We start from the raw sequence: 17056 nt of genomic DNA, 5'->3' as shown, positions 1-17056 counted from the left end.
AAGAAGAGCCAGCAGACAGTATTTTTAATAGATTTTCCAATCTGAAGCAATATGCAAAGTATCCTCCCTGAATTATATCAAATAAATTAAATAATCAGTTAACACAAGTTATGGATAGTATTAAATTCCATAAGGGCTGATGCTCCTCTGTGAGATAATATGATAAATAGAAAAACCTCATCATATCTGATAGCCCTGGGCTTATGCTTGATCATCGGCTTATCAGAAGGACAGGACTGGCTGGTTGGAGGTTATGTGAGCTCTTATGGTCCCTACGATGATCCCTCCATCTTTGGCTTGAAGAGATGGCTGGATTATCCCTATCCCACCTATTCTCTGTACACTGCAGAAGGATCAGCTTACTCCCTTCCCTATGCAGCATATACATACTATCCTTCCTACTATTACTCCGCCGCAGGCTGGACACCCATTTATGGAGCGGGATGGCAAGTATACAGCAAGGACTGGGCCAAGACGCTGGAATATGCTCAGACCAAGTCCTCGATAAGGGTCTATCCATTAGGAGCAGTGGCATATACCCCCTCCCCGCCAGCTGCAACCACTATATCAGCAGGGCCCACCGATATGCAGACGGCGACACCGCCCGCAGCACCCGCTGCAGCACCAACAACACCGCCCGCAGCATCCACTGCAGCACCAGCAATACCGCCCACAGCACCCACTGCAGCACCAACTACATCACCGGCTGCAAGTGAATACTATTCTCCTGAGTATGCAAGCGCGGCCCCCCTCCCCTCCTCTGCTGCCGCCCCAATAACCACTCCAGAACCCTCCTCCGCCACTGCACCCTCCGCGCCAACCACTGGGGATTCCACAGTCATAATAGTATCTCAGGGAATGCGCGGCTATCAGGTATTCCTGGATGGGGTCTACATTGGAACTGAGGGAACAGAAGGAGATGCCCTGGATGGAAGGTTCAGCTTCAAGGTCGTCGGAAACAAGAACCATCTGGTGAGGGTCTATGATGGTCAATCCAATTATCCCAAGATCATGTTCTTCGAGCCGGGAAGCACCAAGACCATCTATGTGGAAGAGGGAACAACGGCCCATATCTAGGCCGCCACCTTCCGCTGCACTCACTTTTTTGCCCTGAATGAGAAAGATTGAGTTCAACAATGAAAAAAGGGCGGCTGCCCTATCTATCAGCAAACTCTGCGGATCACCGGCCTTTTGCATGCTCTCAATATTTTTTCTGCCTTCAACTCGTCCAGCTTGCGTTTGCGCTTCATCTTCCTATCTCGAGCTTCGCTCATTAGCCGCATCCTTCACCTTTTGGAATATCTAGCTTCTACCTTCTACCTTATCATTGGCCAATATCTTTATTTAAAGCGAATTACATAAGAAAATTGTGATTCCAAAAGCGTTTCAAGATCATCTAGATCATCTGATTGACGCACAGAGAGCAAATAGGGAGTAATATGTTGAGCGATTTTAAAAAATCATCATTATTTATTATAATCCTGGCCACTGCCATCATTCCCGCTGCTGTCATCCTATCCGGATGCATCTCAGAGAAGGAAGAGTCTACTGGATTTACAGCAGATGAGAGCCTCAAAGGCGCCGGAGATGAGAGGAAGAATGATATCATATCCGCCGCCACCACCATCGCCCCCCTGGCAGGCCTCATCTCCGCCGTGGGAAAAGACAGAGTCAGAGTAGCAGTGATAGTCCCGCCCGGGGCCGAACCCCATGCCTATGAGCCCGCCCCCTCCCAGATGAAAGAGATCGCTGATGCTGACATATACATCATGAACGGCGCAGGTCTGGAGTTCTGGATGGAAAAGGCTCTCTTGGTCAATGAAGATATGCTGGTTGTCGACTCCTCCCAAGGGGTGGAGCTGTTGAATGAGGATGGCAAGCACACCGATCCCCACATCTGGATGTCTCTGGAGAATGCAGCCATTCAGGTGGAGAACATATGCAATGCTCTGATCCAGTTCGACCGGAAGGACGCTGAATACTACCGCCAGAATAAAGATAGCTTTTTAGAGGATATGAGAGCACTGGACAGGGAGTTGAAGCAGACCTTTGCCGCCAAAGAGAACAGGACGTTCATCGTCTACCACCCGGCCTGGAGCTACTTCGCCCGGGACTACGGCCTGGTCCAGGTGCCGATAATGGAGGAGGAGAAGGAGCCCGGTCCCAAGTACCTGGCAGGGCTGATCGATATGGCCAGAGAGAACAATATCTCTGTCATCTTCGTTGATCCTCAGTTCAATCCCAAATCGGCAGAGGTGATAGCCAGAGAGATGAATGCGAGGATAGTGGTCCTTGATCCTTTAGCAGAGGACTACCTGCAGAATATGCGCCATACGGGAGAGGAGATCTCTAAGAGCCTGAAATGACCTCGGAAATCGTCTCCATCGAGAACCTCTGGCTCTTCCGGGGTGAGCATGTCATTCTGGAGGACATAAATCTGAGGCTGAACCGGGCTGATTATCTGGGCTTGATCGGCCCGAATGGGGGAGGAAAATCGACCCTTCTCAAGCTGATGCTGGGCTTGATAAAGCCGGATAAAGGGAGGATCAGAATCTTCGGCCAGCAGCCAGAGGCTGCTCGGGGAATGATAGGCTACCTGCCCCAGAAGACCATCTTCGATCAGAGCTTTCCGGTCAAGGTGCTGGAGGTGGCCCAGATGGGACGGTTCAGCCGGACAGGCCTCTTCCGCCGCTACGGCCCTGCTGATCGCGATGCAGCACTCCGTGCCCTGGAGGCGGTGGGAATGGAGGACCGGGCTGAGCGGGAGATCGGCGCCCTCTCCGGAGGGGAGCAGCAGAGGGTATTTGTGGCCCGTTCTCTGGTATCTGATCCGGAGCTGCTCCTCCTGGACGAACCCACGGCGGGTATTGATTCCGCCCAACAGGCGGAGTTTTATGAGCTTCTCTGCCACCTCAACCAGGACCGGGGAATAGCAATAATCCTCGTCTCTCATGATATCACAGCCGTCTCCAAATATGTGGGCAAGATCGCCTGTCTGAACCAGAGGCTTTATTATCATGGATCAAAGGAACTGACAAGCGAGGATATAGAGAAGGCCTACGGCTGTCCAGTGGATTTGATTGCTCATGGAACGCCCCACCGGGTCTTGAGGAAGCATGATTGATGATTGAGCTGCAGTTGGATATCTTCCAGTATGATTTTATGAGAGTGGCCCTGGCAGCCGGCCTGGCGAGCGCCGTTCTCTGCGGCATAATCGGGATCTATGTCATTTTAAATAAGATCGTCTTCATCAGCGATGGCATAGCCCATGCTGCCTTTGGGGGCATAGGCCTGGGCTACTTCCTGGGCTTCGACCCCCTGCTATTCGGTGTGGGCTCGGCCATTCTGACTGCTATCGGCATTGGAATGGTGAGCGGGAGGGCGCGGGTATCCGAGGACACTGCCATTGGTGTCTTCATGGCCACGGGAATGGCCCTGGGGGTCATGCTCCTCACCCTCTCTGAGGGTTATGCCAGAGACCTTTATGGCTATCTGTTCGGCAATATACTGGCTGTGACTGTGAATGATGTTCTGCTGATATCCGCTCTCACCCTGGTCATACTATTCCTGACCTATATCCTTTACAAGGAATTCCTGATAATGAGCTTTGATCCGGTTTACGGAGAGGCCATCGGCCTGCCGGTAAAAAGCCTCAGGCTCCTGCTCATGGCCATGGTGGCCTTCAGCGTTGTGGTATTGATCAAGATCGTGGGGATCATAATGGTGATCGCCCTTCTCACCATCCCTGGGGCCATAAGCCGGCAGCATCTCAAGGAGCTGCCCGCCATCATGGCCGGATCTGTGGTCCTGGGGGCGATATTCGTGACTGTGGGCCTTTTGGTATCCTACCTGCTGGATGTGCCATCAGGTGCGACTATAATCCTCACTGCGGCAGCATTCTTCTTCCTGAGCACAGTGTATTCGAGATAGAGTGACGAAAATCGATGGGCTCTAGGCGGAGCTGCAAAGCCACCTGGGGTATGAAGTGGAGTAGTCTCACACCTACGATGGAGCTGCAAGGCTACTGCGAGCATGATTATATGAGCTCTTTGGCGCTGCTCAATAAGAACCGGAAAAAGCTGACTTTTGATCTCCCCCGCTGGAAGAGACGGGAGATAGTATGGTCCGCAGCATCCATTACTCGTCGCCATATGCTGGGGTGTACAGGGAATGGTAAGGTCGCCAAATTTCAATCGTTCTCGTCAGATCTGTTTTACCAGCTCAAGCAGGCAGTATTGATATGACAAGCCCTCGGGTTTTTCATAAAATTTCTGCTGTAACCGTTGATAAATATCTTCTATCAATTCTTTGTTATCTGCTTTAAGTCCGATCCGCATAGAAGATTCACTCCAGGCTCTGGTTACATGAGCCAATGTAGCGGCGAGCCTAGACCGTTCCTGTGGGTTGTCCAGCTTGTGCTGCGCCTTGGTAAAATAAGCACACGGGACTGTCAAGGAATCACAGGCATTGACGGCGAAACACTTGAGATCGTCTTCATTCAGCAAACGTGACATTTCATGGGGTGTGGCAAAGTAATTTGGTATGAAAATGGAATTTAGCTCTGCTTCGGAAAGCTTCTTCTCTTCAAATAGCTCCTGGCAAATCTTCATAAGATTGTTATATCCTGATGACGCTGGCCACCGGCCATCACCCAGATTGGCAAGGTTAGCAAAAAATAAAGCACCACCTTTAACCAGAGACGTCGAGCATTTTTTCAAGAACGATCGCCAATCCGCGATCCATTTTTCTGCAAATTTCCTTCTTTCTAGATCAGGCAACTGGTTGGGCTGTATACAAAGAGGATGCTGGAAATAGTCAGTTCCAACCGTTTTGGCATTCATCCAGTGCAGAGCAGTAGATGAAAAACCGATCCGAAGTTTATTTTCTATCTCAGGAAAGGGTTCATAAAAAGATCGCTGGATATATTGGACCTCCACGTTATTTAATTTCGCTAATGTCGAGGTCTCCCAGAACGCCTCGAAGTTGGCTGGATTCGCCAGATCGATGTAGACCAATTTGATGGTCAACATTGGATTCACATCGTGGATCCGGCGAATGACTGCTTCAAATAGTTTGCTCGAATTAGCACCATCCGCAGCGCCGAAATCGGAGATCACAAACATCTCGTCGGCACTCATGGCAGCTATCTGCGGCGATATACGCCGTATGTAAGACAGCATTCGCGGTAGTACCATAGCATTCATTGCCCGGGCCGTATCTGAAATCCGGCTGTAATCTTTGGTCATTGTTGGTGAATATTGCTGTAATGAAACCATTTTTGCCTTCTCCATTAGCATTTATATAATACTTATAATTTATTTTTTTAAAGTCCTCCTGAAACCTTATTTTCACCTAAAGCCTTCACCGATTTCGGATGCATTTTTGAATGACGGCATATGTCGCTTGCCCCAATGGTCTGTTCAGCTAACATGGTCCACTTCTTAATCTGTGGTTCTGGGATCAGGGAATATTGTTATATAATCATCGCTCATCATTCACTCGCTTACCAGCCGCTCGCTCATCTCAAACGCTAGCGTTTTCGTGGCTTTATCTGTTCATCTAACCAATATTTCACATTGTTTATTTCTCGTCTTCCAGGCTTTTATCAATGATTTATGATAGTGCTCGCTGCAGCCAACAGGCATTATTACATCTATTATTTCGTATGGGCGCGATGATGTTAAATCTTACGACATATGGCGGAATTGTTCCCCTTCCAGCCTGCCCTTCAGATAGACTTAATTAAGGATGCAAACCTATCCGAGAAAGGATGACGCCACTGAAGATCATCTGCATTCTGCTCATCCTGCTCGGAGGGAGCCAGGGAGGGGATATCATCCTTTTTGCCGATGATCATTACAAGTCCTCGGGCGAGGTCCTGCTCAATGCCTCTGCTGTGAATCCCGCCCTGGCACCGGGAGATCGCATCCTCAAGGTGAGCCTTGCCAACCAGGGCGGGATCAAAGAGCTCATACCGGTGAGCAGCAGCGGCTCAGCCGATGATATCCTCATGGAGATCAAGGAGGAGATGAACAGCTCCCGGGCCATGGAGATCAGGGCGGCTCTTGAGCCCGCAGGTCCCATCAATGTGACCTCCGCCCCTCAGTATATCGCCGCTCTCCCGGCAGGAGAGGCAGAGCAGTTGCAGTTCAATCTGAGCATCGATCAGAGGGCCAGTGGCTGGTATGACCTCCCCCTGAGGGTGGAGTATGTGCGTCAGGTGGATGTGAGCGTGAGCGATGGCCAGGCCTTTCCTCTCCTGCAGCCAGCAGACCAGAGCCTGAACCTGCGGCTTTACATATCAGAGGACGGAGGCGACCTGCGCATTGCAGGAGTGCAGTCTGATCTTCATCCAGGAGGATCTGGGGCTTTGCTGATTGTGGTGGAGAACACTGGAGTGGAGAGCCTCTCGAACTGCTCAGCCCGCCTTCTGGTCGCCCCCCCCTTTCATGCCATCGGGCCTGACTGTTCCCTGGGAGACCTGGCGCCTGGGAAGATGGCCCTGACCAGCTTCCGGGTGGGGGTGGATGGAAATGCCAGCCTGGATAGGTATCAACTCGGCCTGAGCCTGAGCTCGGAGGAGATGGATCTGGTCCTCCCCTTCCAGATTAGCTTGAGGGGGTCAGGCCGCCTCTCATTGCACCGGGCCCTCCCCTTCATCGCCCCCCTGGCCCTTCTGGCCATTCTGATCCTTCTGGCCGCGGCTGTTATCATTCCCGGCAGACAGAAGCTTCTTTATGGTCGGAAGAGAAAAATCAGGCGGCTATAGAGGCATCAGAGTGGAGAATAAGGAGGATTGATTGGGAGGATGAGAGAGATGTCGGTCCAGGCTAAGGGTGTATGCAAGAGATACAAGAGCCTTTTTGGCCCGACCAAGATAGCCCTCAAAAGGATAAGCCTGGATGTAGAACAGGGAGAGATCTTCGGCCTGCTCGGCCCCAATGGCTCAGGGAAGACCACCCTCATCTCCATACTCTCCACCTTGATCTACCCGGAGGAGGGAAGCCTTTCCATACTGGGATTGAACGCCAGAAGGGATCGAGGAGAGATTCGAAAGATAATCAATATCTGTACTGCCAAGCCCAACTTCCCCTGGAGCCTGACGATAAGAGAGAACCTGGTCCATTATGGGATGCTCTACGGCCTTTATGGCTCTGCCCTCACCCGGATGGTGGATGACCAGATCGATGCCTTTGAGCTGGGCGAGTACAGGGATGTGAAGTTCGAGAACCTCTCCACAGGATTAAAGCAACGCCTCTCCCTGGCCAAGGCCATGCTAAACCACCCCCGTCTCCTCTTTTTGGACGAGCCGACCACCGGCCTGGATCCGCATATGTCAGCCAAGACCCGCAAACTGATCAAGAGGATCCATGAGGAGGAGCAGATATCAGTTATACTGTCCACTCACTACATGCCCGAGGCGGAAGAGCTCTGCGACCGGATAGCCTTTCTGAGAGGGGGCGAGGTAGCAGCCATGGATACCCCGCAGAATCTGAAGAACCACCTTGGCCTGGGGCAGAGGGTGAGGATAAGGTATAGGGGCCAGGTTGACCTTGAAGCCATCAGGAGATTTGAGGGGGTCATCGGGGTCAATGGCAGTCACTGGATAATAGGTGGACAGATGGATGAGCGGGCAGGTGAGGGATTGGAGAGAAGGGTTGATATCTTGATCGAGAGGAAGGAGGACTGCCTGGACAGGATCTTGAAAAGCTTTCAAGATGCTAAAATTCTGGATATCGATGTAGATGAGCCTGATCTGGAGGATGTTTTCATTGAACTGGCAAGGTGAGCTGAACCGGTATCTGGCCTCTGCCTACAAGAACTGGGTGATCACCAAAAGAAATGCCTTCACCCTCTTTGAGATCTTCTTCTGGCCCCTGGTCAGTCTGCTATCCATAGGCCTGCTCACTCGATTCCTGATGGTGGACGAATCAATGGTCTCCTTCCTCCTGGTGGGCTCCATTGCCCTCACCATTCACCAGGTAGCGCAGATGGATGTGGCCTATGTCCTCCTCTTTGATATGTGGTCCAAGAGCATCAAGAACACATTCATCGCTCCGGTGCACAGTTGGCATCTGATCTTCGGATCACTGCTCTTCGGCATCATGAGAGGATCAGTGGTATTTGCCATCCTGGCATCAGTCAGCTTCTATCTCTTTGGATTCAAGTTCCAGACAGGCGGCCTCATCCCGCCTCTTATATTCCTGATCGGGGTCTTTGCCATGGCTGCGATCATAGGAATTGTGGTCTGCATATCCATCCTCATCTTCGGCCAGAAGGCTGATGTCGCTGCCTGGAGCCTGAGCGGCCTTATCCTCCTCTTCAGTGGCATATACTATCCAGTGGATGTCCTCCCTGCCTTCCTGCAGTCGGTATCCAGAGCCATCCCCCTGACCTATTTCCTGGAGTATTACAGGTCAGTATTTATCCCCGGACCTCATCATCTCATTGTTGGCCTATCCCTGGCCGCTTTATATCTGCTGCTGGGGCTCATCCTCTTCGACCGGGCCATCAACCGGGCGAGGAGAACAGGAATTCTGCTCCGGCTCTCAGAATAGGAGATCCGGACAGATCCATCGGATATCCATCAGATGTGCATCGGATAGCCGTCGGATGTGCATCGGATAGCCACCGGATGTGGATCAGATAGCCATCGGATGTGTATCGACTGTGTATAGTGCTAGTGGTGTTGAAAGTGATTGAAGGCTTGATGGGTTGGATAAAGGTTGGAGATCTTGAGCCTGTGCGGCTGATGGGGGTCATCAACCTGAGCCAGGAGTCGTTCTACAAGGGCTCAGTGGTCAGCCCGAATGAGGCTCTGGCAGCAGCCAGGCGCCTGCAGGAGGAGGGAGCAGAAATCATCGACCTGGGCGCGGTCTCCACTGCCCCTGGCTCTCCCCCCATAAGCGAAGAGAGGGAAAGGGAGAGGCTCTTTCCCTCCCTGAAGGAGATCGCTGACAATCTGGATGTCGTCATCTCTGCTGATACCCAGAGGGCAAAGATAGCAGAGAAGGCCCTGGCCTGTGGCGCTGCCTGCATCAACGATGTATCTGGCCTGCACGATCCCGATATGGCCTCTAAAGTGGCAGAATATGATGGCTCTCTGATCATCATGGCCTCTGATCAAAGGCCAGGAGACCTGCCTGCTCTGAGTCAGATCATCCCCCACCTGGGAGAGAGGGTGAGGGAGGCGACAAGGGCGGGAGTTGATCTTGATAAGATCTCAATCGATCCTGGAATCGGCAAGTGGATGCCCGAGAGGACGGCCGCTCAGGATCTGGCCATTCTGGATGGCTTTGATCGGCTGCGTATCATCGGACGGCCGGTGATGGCCGCCTTATCCCGCAAGAACTTCATCGGAGAGAGCCTCAAGATACCAGATCCGGGAGAGAGGCTCGCTGGAAGCCTGGCCGCGACGGCTGTGGCAGTATACCAGGGAGCCCATATTGTGCGCACACATGATATATCCGCCAGCCGGGAGGCTATCGCCATGGCCACAGCCATCCGCGGCCGCCCGGCAGAGGCCTCCAGTGGAGATTTAGAGGTCGAGGTTTTGGGCTATCTTGGCCAGGGCATGGACCTGGCAGAGCATCTGAAGAGGATGGAGGTGGAGCAGGGCGCATACCAGCTCTTATCCCGGAAGGGCTCCTTTCGGCTCCTGATGGTGCGGGGCTTGAGCAGCATGGAGGCCCTGATAATCAAGCAGGAGATGCTCGCCCGGGGAGGAGATGCCGCCATCCCCAAGCTGGCTTTGCGCTGTGATGAGCGGCCGCAAGAGATTTTAATCCTCGGCACTCATGCTCAAATATCAAGCCTGATCAGAAACCTGAAGAGGCAGCCCTTCCGGCTGAGCCAACTGGCCGCCATCATAAAGGAATCTTTAGAGCTGATAGACAGCCCAGAACGTTACAGGTGATCTATTGCAGGTTTTAGGTATTAAAACGGATCTGGTAAGGCCAGGGGACGACCTGGTGGAATTTTTGACCCGAGCGATGAATAGGTCTGCTCAGGTCCTGCAGGATGGGGATATACTGGTGATCTCGGAGAGCATCGTCGCCACCTCTGAGGGAAGGGTGGTCAATCTGGAAGAGATCAAGCCCGGAGACTTAGCCAGATCCCTGGCCAGCCGGTATGAGAAAGACCCCCGAGAGATGGAGCTGATCCTCAGGGAGTCGGATGAGATCGTGGGAGGGATTCCGGGGGTGGTCCTGACCCTGAACAAGGGATTCCTATTTCCCAATGCCGGAATAGACAGCTCCAATGCACCGCCGGGGCATGTGGTCCTCTTTCCTGCTGACCCCAAGGGATCTGCCACGGCCATCAGGGAGAGGATGGGGAAAGGGAAGAGGATTGGGGTGATAATCGGAGACAGCAGAACTCATCCTCTGCGGCTGGGCTGCGTTGGTGTGGCCCTGGCCTGCTCCGGGCTGGAGGCGGTGGAGGACGCCCGCGGGCAGAAGGACCTCTTCGGCAGAGAGCTCAAGATCACCCGCAAGGCCATAGCTGATAACCTGGTCTCAGCGGCTCAGATTGTGATGGGAGAGGGGGATGAGGGGATTCCAGCAGCGATAATAAGGGATTCCGGCGTGCCCATCAATGAGGCGGGCGGGGAGATTCCCACCATCCCTCCAGCAGAATGCATGTACATCGGCGCTCTGGGCATCGGCCCCCGGCCTTATTCTGGAGGGTATGACAGGCTGATTGAATGCGCCGGCCAAGCCATGGCCAGAGCCTACGCTCCATACTCCTCCTTCCGGGTGGGCGCTGCCCTCCTCACCAAGAGCGGAAACATCTATTCAGCAGGAAACATAGAGAATGCCTCCACCGGGGCGGGCATCTGCGCAGAGAGGGCAGCGATGGCCAAGGCCATAGCCTCAGGAGAGAGGGAATTCGAGGCAGTGGCAATTGTTGGAGATGGCTGCGAGCCTGTATCACCCTGCGGCATCTGCAGGCAGAGCCTGATAGAGTTCGGTGAGGATATACTGGTGATAATGGCCAACTGCAAAGGGGACGCACTGACAGCTTCCACCAGCGACCTTCTTCCTCAGGCCTTTACCGGTCGGTGCTTCAAGTAAGATTATTTTAAAAATAATAAAGGGATGTCCGGGAGCTCCGGCATCCTGATATTCTTCAGTGAGCCTCGCCCACCAGATCCTTGCCTGGGGCCTGCCGCTCCAGGGTATCAACCTCGCATTTCTCCGGTCCGCAGACCAGGATATCCTGCTCCTGGTACTTGGTGTAGGGGTTCTCAGGGATGGTCATGTCCAGCCCCATGGATGCTGCCATCAGCTCAACCACGTCCAGGACCTTTATACTGGACTTGGCATCAGTCCTGCCGTCCATGATGTTCCTTCTGCAGAAGGGACAGGTGGATGCGATGATATCGGCATTTACCTGCTCCCCATCGACGACTCTGGCCTTGGCCATATCCAGTGCCAGATCGGGAATGCCTGCTTTGACCCCGCCTCCTGCACCGCAGCATCTCTGCAGCTCCCGGTTGCGTACCATCTCAACCAGCTTCAATCCGGGTATGGACTGCAAGCAATCCCTGGATGCTTCATAGGCCCAATCCCTTCCGATCTCGTGCATCAGATGCCTGCCGTTATGACAGGGATCGTGATAGGTTACAGTGTAGTTCAGGGGAATCTTATACTTCACCTCCCCCTTTCTCAGCTTCTCCCTCAGGAAGACTGAGAGGGGCGTGCTCTTGTAGGGGATGTAGCCCTCATACCACCTGGGCCAGTCAACTGTGGAGTTCCTGATGCAGCCAGCGCAGGCAAATAGGACGGTCTTCGCTCCTGCATCCTTCAGGGCATCGACATTATGCACAGCATGCTCGGCCATCACCTCTCTTTGGCCTGTTCTCACCATGGCGGAGGCGCAGCACCATTCATCCTTGCCCAGCATCGCAAAGTCCACATTCAGATTGTTCAAGATCCTCACTGTGGCCACAGCCAGGGCCTGCTGCCTGAACTCAGCAGTGCAGCCTGCGAAGTACACTATCTCGCCGGACTGGTCGACCTTGGCATCCTTGGGAACCCAGCACAGGCGGTCATCTTGCTTGGCTTGATAGGGATTTCTGTCGGCTTTGACCAGCTTGGGGAAGAAGGACTGCTTTCCCACCGGGCCATCTCCTCTGTCCACCAGGTTGGGCCTCATTGCCTCCCACAGATCCACAGTCCTGATCCCCGCCTCGCAGACCGTTCCACAGACGCCACAGGTGGTGCAGTTGTATGTATCATCGGTGAAGAGCTTCATCTCATCATCGTTGAGCGGCTTGCCGCCGAAGATCTTCGCCCGCAGGCTGTGGTTCTTGGCCAATAGCTCTCTCCAGCGGGCATTCTTATACATAGGGGTGATGCCCGGGCGGTCCGGTCTCACAGCAAAGGTGGGGCACCACTTCATACACTCCTGGCAACGGTTACAGCCATCTACCTCCAAGAGCTGGGTGGACATCATATAGCCCGTCATCAAAGGCTTTGATTCTCTGTTATCTGCCATTTTACTCTCCTCCACGGTTGGCGATCAGGGTCATTGGTGTGGCAATCACATGGATATACTTGCTCCAGGGCAGAATGAAGGCGAAGAGACCAAGGGCAAGCAGGGTGTGGATCAGTGCGAAGTGGGGCGCGTAGATGGAATACTCGAACATATCCCCGACCAGGAAAGAGTTGCCGCGCATCCATTCAGCATAAAATCCAGTGACGGTAATCAAGAAGACAGAGCCGATCAAGAGGGCATCGTATGCTGTGGTGTTATCCCGCACGAACTTGATCAGGATCCTCCTGGATATGGCAATGGTGGCACCGATTAAGAGTAGATATCCGAATATATCGAAAGGCAGTGCCATCATATCCTTGGCCATCACTGCCTCATGGCCATATCCGGCCAGATTATAGTGCTCCACAATATCGAGCAGAAGGCTGATACCGGAGAGTGCCGCCAGAACCAGGAATCCATAGAACATGGACATATGCATGACCCAGCGCACCGGGCTCCTGGCAAGAGTCCTTCTGAGAAGAAGAACATCAAGCACTACTGTCCTTAAAAATACCCAAATACCGTCCTTAAATGCCTCATGAATCCAGGTAGCAAGGAATAGCCAGAAGCTTCTGCGCAACGGGTCGTGGTAGCCAGTGGATCCGAGGCCCCATCTCTTAAAGTTAAAATATATACCATATGCCCAAACAGCAAGAACAGTGACTGTCAGGAGTATCATAATTTCAAAGGTAAGGCCCAACGTGTAGAATGCCATCTCAAATCCTCCTCATGGTATTTATCGCTATATCGATGCGTTACGACCATCATTTGTGACCCATTTACCTGAGAACTAATACTTAAATAATTCCCTAGCCGTAGGCTGAAATCCTATCCGGGATTGAAGAATATACCTATCTGAAGTAAGAATGTGGCATCCTTATATGTATGAGATGAGGATCGCCTCTTTCTCCACCCTCCAGCTTCAGAAAACTTTGAAATCAGCAGTGACAAGTGAGGCCGAATGCCAAATAAGCCCATCCATTCCAGAGCGGACAGATATGCATCTCTCGCGCAGTGGCTGCTGGTCCAGAAGAGAGAGCTGCAGGGCTGCTTTGCCTTCAATAGCCTGGCCGCCATCCAATCTCAATCGACCTGCAAGGACCAGGGTCTACCCAGTCGGATAACTTAAATAGATAGTGATGGATGATAATTTATTAATTAGTCTGTTAAGGCTCAGAAATAACCTCAATGACTCTTTGCGAAAAGGCCAATTCCAACCACTTTTTTGCGATAGCTATCAGGATTCGCCCATATATGTAAAGGGAAAATTATTAATTACATGCAAATAATAAAAATATTTATGTACTAGAAAAAACCCTATGTGAAATGGGTGAATCCTGATATGAATCTTAAAACAGTGGTATCGATCCTGGTGCTTCTCGCGATGGTCTGGCAATCCGCAGGAGCTGAGCTCTTTCATCGAGAGCCTGTCCATCTGGGCAGCGGACTGGGAGAGCAGGTCATAAACCTCAGCTCAGCGAAGAGGCTGACCAGCTTGAACTACAGCTTCTCATCTCCCGTAAACCTCAGCTCAGCGAAGAGGCTGACCAGCTTGAACTACAGCTTCTCATCTCCCGGCTATGTCTCTCCCAAGAAGCCTCAGACCATGGCCTTGAGCAGCAGCTTGATGGTCAATCAGGCCAAGATCATACTGGCAGAGGCAGTAGCGGCCAAAGATGAAGCAATAGCAGCAAGAGACGAAGCCGTAGCGGCAAGAGAAGAGGCAATGCTCTTGCGCAATGAGACGATGATGATCTACAGCGAGACCAGGAAGCTGCTGGAGGAGATCGATAAGAGCAGATCTGTGCTGGCGGAGATCAATAATTCAAAGGAGCTATTGGAGAAGATAAATGAGAAGGAGCTGAGCATTCAGTCCATGCAGAAGAAGGCAGAGTCCGAGGCGAAAGCATCTGCAGCCAGTGCCGCCCAGGCGTCGGCGTTCCTGAATAAGACCGATGAGACTTATGGGGAGATCTTGCGCCTTTCCGCAGAGATCGAGGAGAACTTGGAGACGATAGGGTCCGCAATTCAGGGGGCTAGAAATTTCGCCAACACATCAGTTACCAATACCATTCAATCCCTCAGCGAAGTGCTGCCTGTGGCAAAGAAGAGTTGAGAAGGCCTTCGGCGAGCATCTTCAACTATATTTTTTAAAATAAGCTTTGATTGAAATACGATTTATCTTTAAATATCTGAGATTTTAGAAAAACTCTTATGGATGATGAATATACTATCTTATCATAGGAGAAATCTAAATGAAATTAGCACGACTTATGAATTCGACCATCAAAACCCTTTGCAGCAGGCAGCCCGCCACCTTTATCCTGGCTGCTTTAGCCCTGGTGCTGCTCGTATTGGGCACAGCTCAAGGGGCAGATGATGAGATAGTTCAGCCTATCACCATAGCCGACTCCACTGGAGATTGGGGCTATCCCTCGCCCTTCGGCCACTACTCCCGCGGACCAGGCTATATCCGCATGAGCCTGATCTTCGATACCCTCATCTGGAAGGATGAGAAGGGATTTGTCCCCGCCCTGGCCACAAGCTGGGAGTATCTGCCGGATGAGACAGCCTACCTCTTCCATCTTCGCGAGGGGGTGACATGGAACGACAAGGAGCCGTTCAGCGCCCAGGATGTGGCCTTCACAATCGGCTATTTCAGCGATCACCCCTATCAGTGGGTTGATTCGAGGATCATAAAGTCAGCAGAGGTCATAGATGAGCAGACAGTCAAGATCATTCTAACCCGGGAGTATGCCCCCTTCCTGGATCAGGTGGCTGGAACATTGCCCATCCTTCCCAGGCATGTCTATGAGGGGGTAAGCGATCCGGCCAGCTTCACCGATTCCGAAGCCCTAACCGGAACTGGCCCCTACAAGCTGAAGAGCTATGATAAGGCTCAAGGCAGCTACCTTTATGAGGCGAATGAGGATTACTATCAGGGCTCCCCCCGGACAAAGGAGATAAGGTTTGTTAAAGTGAGCCAGGAGATGGCATCGGCGAGCCTGGAGAAGGGAGATGTGGATGCAGCCTCTGTTCCCGGGGAGATGGTGGATAAGCTCAGGGATGAGGGCTTCACTGTAATCGAGGGCCATCACGATTGGCTGGCCAAGATAATGGTAAACCACAGGAAGGAGCCGTTCTCCGATGTCAAATTCAGGCAGGCCCTTTACTATGCCATCGATCGAGAGGACCTGGTCCAGACCGGCCTGAGAGGCTTTGGCCTGGAAGGGAGCGCTGGCCTTTACGCCTCGGATAATGAGTGGTACAATCCGGGCCAGGAGCAGTATCCCTATCAGCCGGCAACAGCAGGCGAACTCCTAGAGGAGATGGGATATGCCAGGGATGAAAAGGGCCAGTATGCCATCGAGGGTTATCCGGATGGGATAGAGCTTCTGGTAACTGCAGATACAGAGCGCCAGGGCGAGCTGATCAGAAAGCATCTAGATGATGCCGGCATCAGGATCAATCTGCGCAGCGTCGACTCCAAGACCCTGGATAGCCTGGTCATGGAGTGGAAGTATGATCTTGCCCTGAGCGGACATGGCGGTCTGGGCGCCGATCCGGCTGTCCTGAACAAGGTGGTGCTGGATATGAACAGCTTCAACAGCGCCCGGTACGATCAGGACCCGAAGCTGAATGATGTCCTGAATGAGCAGCTGGCAGAGATGGATCCGGCCAAGAGGGAGGATCTGGTCGACTCTGCTCAGGAGCTGATCGCTGAGGATCTTCCTGCCCTGCCCCTCTACTATACCAATAGCTATTGGGCCTCAAATGATCTGGTGCGCTTCTACTTCACCTATGGCGGGGTTGGAAGCGGAGTGCCCATTGCCATCAATAAGATGGCCTTCGTCTAGTGCAGAGAGGCTATTGCGAGGAGACTGCGGCGCGCAGGCCGCAGCATATTTTTTTCTCTGAGCTGCGGACTTCATTTTCACCTCGAAAGTCTTAAATGATAGCCCAATTCATTTTGTTGATCGCAATCAATGTAAATTTCAAGGGAACATTCACATAAAAAACAAGAACGATGATTCAAATGTCTGAAGAGATAAGTCCCATGAAGCTCATTCCTATAGGAGTGATCCATACCCCTTATAAGAGACGGGAGGATATCCCTCGCCAGGGCCGTCTCTCCGAGGAGATATGCCAGATCGAGATTTTTCCTGATTTTGAGGAGGGTTTAAAGGATGTCGATCAGTGCACCCACCTCTTCGTCTTATTCTGGCTGCATCTGGGGGATAGAAAGAGGCTCCTTGCCACCCCGCCGATCAGCGACAGAGAGCATGGAGTATTTGCCACCCGCTCTCCCAACAGGCCTAATCCAATTGCGATTGATATCGTTCAGCTTCTGGGCGTTGAGGGAAGCCGGCTCACAGTGAAGGGAATGGATGCCCTTGATGGCTCTGTCCTCCTGGACATCAAGCCCTACTTCACAGATATGGACTCCATTGCCGATGCTCGAGTTGGCTGGCAGAAAAAAGCAGACTGAACAGGGCGGATAGGTCAGAAGGGCGAT

At 52.4% G+C, this 17056-nt stretch carries 16 protein-coding genes; 13 read left to right on the top strand and 3 right to left on the bottom strand.

The features are described from left to right. The first annotated feature begins 159 nt into the window (after positions 1 to 159). From IPI63_RS11595 to IPI63_RS11580, 4 genes are all read left to right on the top strand, one after another. Positions 160 to 1077, top strand: a complete 918-nt coding sequence (locus IPI63_RS11595; protein ID WP_292478562.1) for a hypothetical protein — start codon at positions 160 to 162, stop codon at positions 1075 to 1077. Between the two features lie 362 nt (positions 1078 to 1439). Then, positions 1440 to 2366 (top strand): metal ABC transporter solute-binding protein, Zn/Mn family, encoded by a 927-nt coding sequence (locus tag IPI63_RS11590; RefSeq protein ID WP_292478561.1) that lies wholly within the window; start codon positions 1440 to 1442, stop codon positions 2364 to 2366. Next, the gene (locus IPI63_RS11585; protein ID WP_214066348.1) at positions 2363 to 3124 is read left to right on the top strand and encodes a metal ABC transporter ATP-binding protein; all 762 of its coding nucleotides are present in this window, start codon (positions 2363 to 2365) and stop codon (positions 3122 to 3124) included. The genes IPI63_RS11590 and IPI63_RS11585 overlap by 4 nt, the downstream gene beginning before the upstream one ends. Beyond that, complete coding sequence (locus IPI63_RS11580) at positions 3124 to 3930, top strand: metal ABC transporter permease (protein ID WP_292478662.1); 807 nt, start codon at positions 3124 to 3126, stop codon at positions 3928 to 3930. Before IPI63_RS11585 ends, IPI63_RS11580 begins: the two co-directional genes overlap by 1 nt. 272 nt (positions 3931 to 4202) lie before the next feature. Here IPI63_RS11580 and IPI63_RS11575 read toward each other — a convergent pair whose 3' ends face one another. After that, positions 4203 to 5297 carry a hypothetical protein gene (locus IPI63_RS11575; RefSeq protein WP_292478559.1) on the bottom strand — a complete coding sequence of 365 codons (1095 nt, stop codon included), beginning with the start codon at positions 5295 to 5297 and terminating at the stop codon, positions 4203 to 4205. A gap of 473 nt (positions 5298 to 5770) precedes the next feature. On the opposite strand from IPI63_RS11575, the gene IPI63_RS11570 reads away from it, so the two are divergent. The 5 genes from IPI63_RS11570 (at position 5771) to cofE (ending at position 11075) form a co-directional block, all read left to right on the top strand. Further along, positions 5771 to 6769: a hypothetical protein gene (locus IPI63_RS11570; RefSeq protein WP_292478557.1), complete on the top strand. Its 999-nt coding sequence runs from the start codon at positions 5771 to 5773 to the stop codon at positions 6767 to 6769. 39 nt (positions 6770 to 6808) lie between these two features. Then, on the top strand, positions 6809 to 7789 hold the full coding sequence (locus tag IPI63_RS11565; protein ID WP_292478556.1) for an ABC transporter ATP-binding protein: 981 nt from the start codon (positions 6809 to 6811) through the stop codon (positions 7787 to 7789). Next, complete coding sequence (locus IPI63_RS11560; RefSeq protein ID WP_292478554.1) at positions 7773 to 8558, top strand: ABC transporter permease; 786 nt, start codon at positions 7773 to 7775, stop codon at positions 8556 to 8558. Before IPI63_RS11565 ends, IPI63_RS11560 begins: the two co-directional genes overlap by 17 nt. Before the next feature lie 152 nt (positions 8559 to 8710). Continuing rightward, on the top strand, positions 8711 to 9916 hold the full coding sequence (folP, locus tag IPI63_RS11555; protein ID WP_292478552.1) for a dihydropteroate synthase: 1206 nt from the start codon (positions 8711 to 8713) through the stop codon (positions 9914 to 9916). A 4-nt stretch (positions 9917 to 9920) separates the two neighbouring features. Continuing rightward, entirely contained in the window at positions 9921 to 11075 is a 1155-nt protein-coding gene (gene cofE / locus IPI63_RS11550) for a coenzyme F420-0:L-glutamate ligase (protein ID WP_292478551.1), read from the top strand. Positions 11076 to 11130: 55 nt separating this feature from the next. Here the strand turns inward: cofE and IPI63_RS11545 are convergent, their stop codons facing one another. Continuing rightward, on the bottom strand, positions 11131 to 12501 hold the full coding sequence (locus IPI63_RS11545) for a (Fe-S)-binding protein (protein ID WP_214065418.1): 1371 nt from the start codon (positions 12499 to 12501) through the stop codon (positions 11131 to 11133). A 1-nt stretch (position 12502) separates the two neighbouring features. Further along, entirely contained in the window at positions 12503 to 13036 is a 534-nt protein-coding gene (locus IPI63_RS11540; RefSeq protein WP_292478549.1) for a heterodisulfide reductase, read from the bottom strand. A 465-nt stretch (positions 13037 to 13501) separates the two neighbouring features. Between IPI63_RS11540 and IPI63_RS11535 the strand changes: the two genes are divergently transcribed. The 4 genes from IPI63_RS11535 to tsaA all read left to right on the top strand — a co-directional run bounded on the left by IPI63_RS11535 (position 13502) and on the right by tsaA (position 17029). After that, positions 13502 to 13669, top strand: coding sequence for a hypothetical protein (locus tag IPI63_RS11535; protein ID WP_214065416.1), 168 nt, complete (start codon positions 13502 to 13504; stop codon positions 13667 to 13669). Between the two features lie 213 nt (positions 13670 to 13882). Next, entirely contained in the window at positions 13883 to 14656 is a 774-nt protein-coding gene (locus IPI63_RS11530; protein WP_292478547.1) for a hypothetical protein, read from the top strand. Between the two features lie 157 nt (positions 14657 to 14813). Continuing rightward, positions 14814 to 16397: an ABC transporter substrate-binding protein gene (locus IPI63_RS11525; RefSeq protein WP_292478545.1), complete on the top strand. Its 1584-nt coding sequence runs from the start codon at positions 14814 to 14816 to the stop codon at positions 16395 to 16397. Positions 16398 to 16597: 200 nt separating this feature from the next. Continuing rightward, positions 16598 to 17029, top strand: coding sequence for a tRNA (N6-threonylcarbamoyladenosine(37)-N6)-methyltransferase TrmO (tsaA, locus tag IPI63_RS11520; RefSeq protein ID WP_292478543.1), 432 nt, complete (start codon positions 16598 to 16600; stop codon positions 17027 to 17029). The last annotated feature ends 27 nt before the right edge of the window (positions 17030 to 17056 follow it).

The sequence above is a fragment of the Methanothrix sp. genome, assembly GCF_016706325.1.
In the GTDB taxonomy this organism is placed as follows: domain Archaea; phylum Halobacteriota; class Methanosarcinia; order Methanotrichales; family Methanotrichaceae; genus Methanothrix.
Note: the sequence above shows the minus strand (reverse complement) of the source record. Positions and strands in the feature narration are given on the sequence as shown.

Bases quoted from the DNA above. Each gene is read 5' to 3' on its own strand.
- IPI63_RS11530 (WP_292478547.1), top strand. From the start codon at position 13,883: ATGAATCTTAAAACAGTGGTATCGATCCTGGTGCTTCTCGCGATGGTC.
- tsaA (WP_292478543.1), top strand. From the start codon at position 16,598: ATGAAGCTCATTCCTATAGGAGTGATCCATACCCCTTATAAGAGACGG.
- IPI63_RS11595 (WP_292478562.1), top strand. From the start codon at position 160: ATGATAAATAGAAAAACCTCATCATATCTGATAGCCCTGGGCTTATGC.
- IPI63_RS11580 (WP_292478662.1), top strand. From the start codon at position 3,124: ATGATTGAGCTGCAGTTGGATATCTTCCAGTATGATTTTATGAGAGTG.
- IPI63_RS11575 (WP_292478559.1), bottom strand. From the start codon at position 5,297: ATGCTAATGGAGAAGGCAAAAATGGTTTCATTACAGCAATATTCACCA.
- IPI63_RS11585 (WP_214066348.1), top strand. From the start codon at position 2,363: ATGACCTCGGAAATCGTCTCCATCGAGAACCTCTGGCTCTTCCGGGGT.
- IPI63_RS11565 (WP_292478556.1), top strand. From the start codon at position 6,809: ATGAGAGAGATGTCGGTCCAGGCTAAGGGTGTATGCAAGAGATACAAG.
- IPI63_RS11525 (WP_292478545.1), top strand. From the start codon at position 14,814: ATGAATTCGACCATCAAAACCCTTTGCAGCAGGCAGCCCGCCACCTTT.
- IPI63_RS11590 (WP_292478561.1), top strand. From the start codon at position 1,440: ATGTTGAGCGATTTTAAAAAATCATCATTATTTATTATAATCCTGGCC.
- IPI63_RS11570 (WP_292478557.1), top strand. From the start codon at position 5,771: ATGACGCCACTGAAGATCATCTGCATTCTGCTCATCCTGCTCGGAGGG.
- IPI63_RS11535 (WP_214065416.1), top strand. From the start codon at position 13,502: ATGCCAAATAAGCCCATCCATTCCAGAGCGGACAGATATGCATCTCTC.
- IPI63_RS11545 (WP_214065418.1), bottom strand. From the start codon at position 12,501: ATGGCAGATAACAGAGAATCAAAGCCTTTGATGACGGGCTATATGATG.
- folP (WP_292478552.1), top strand. From the start codon at position 8,711: ATGGGTTGGATAAAGGTTGGAGATCTTGAGCCTGTGCGGCTGATGGGG.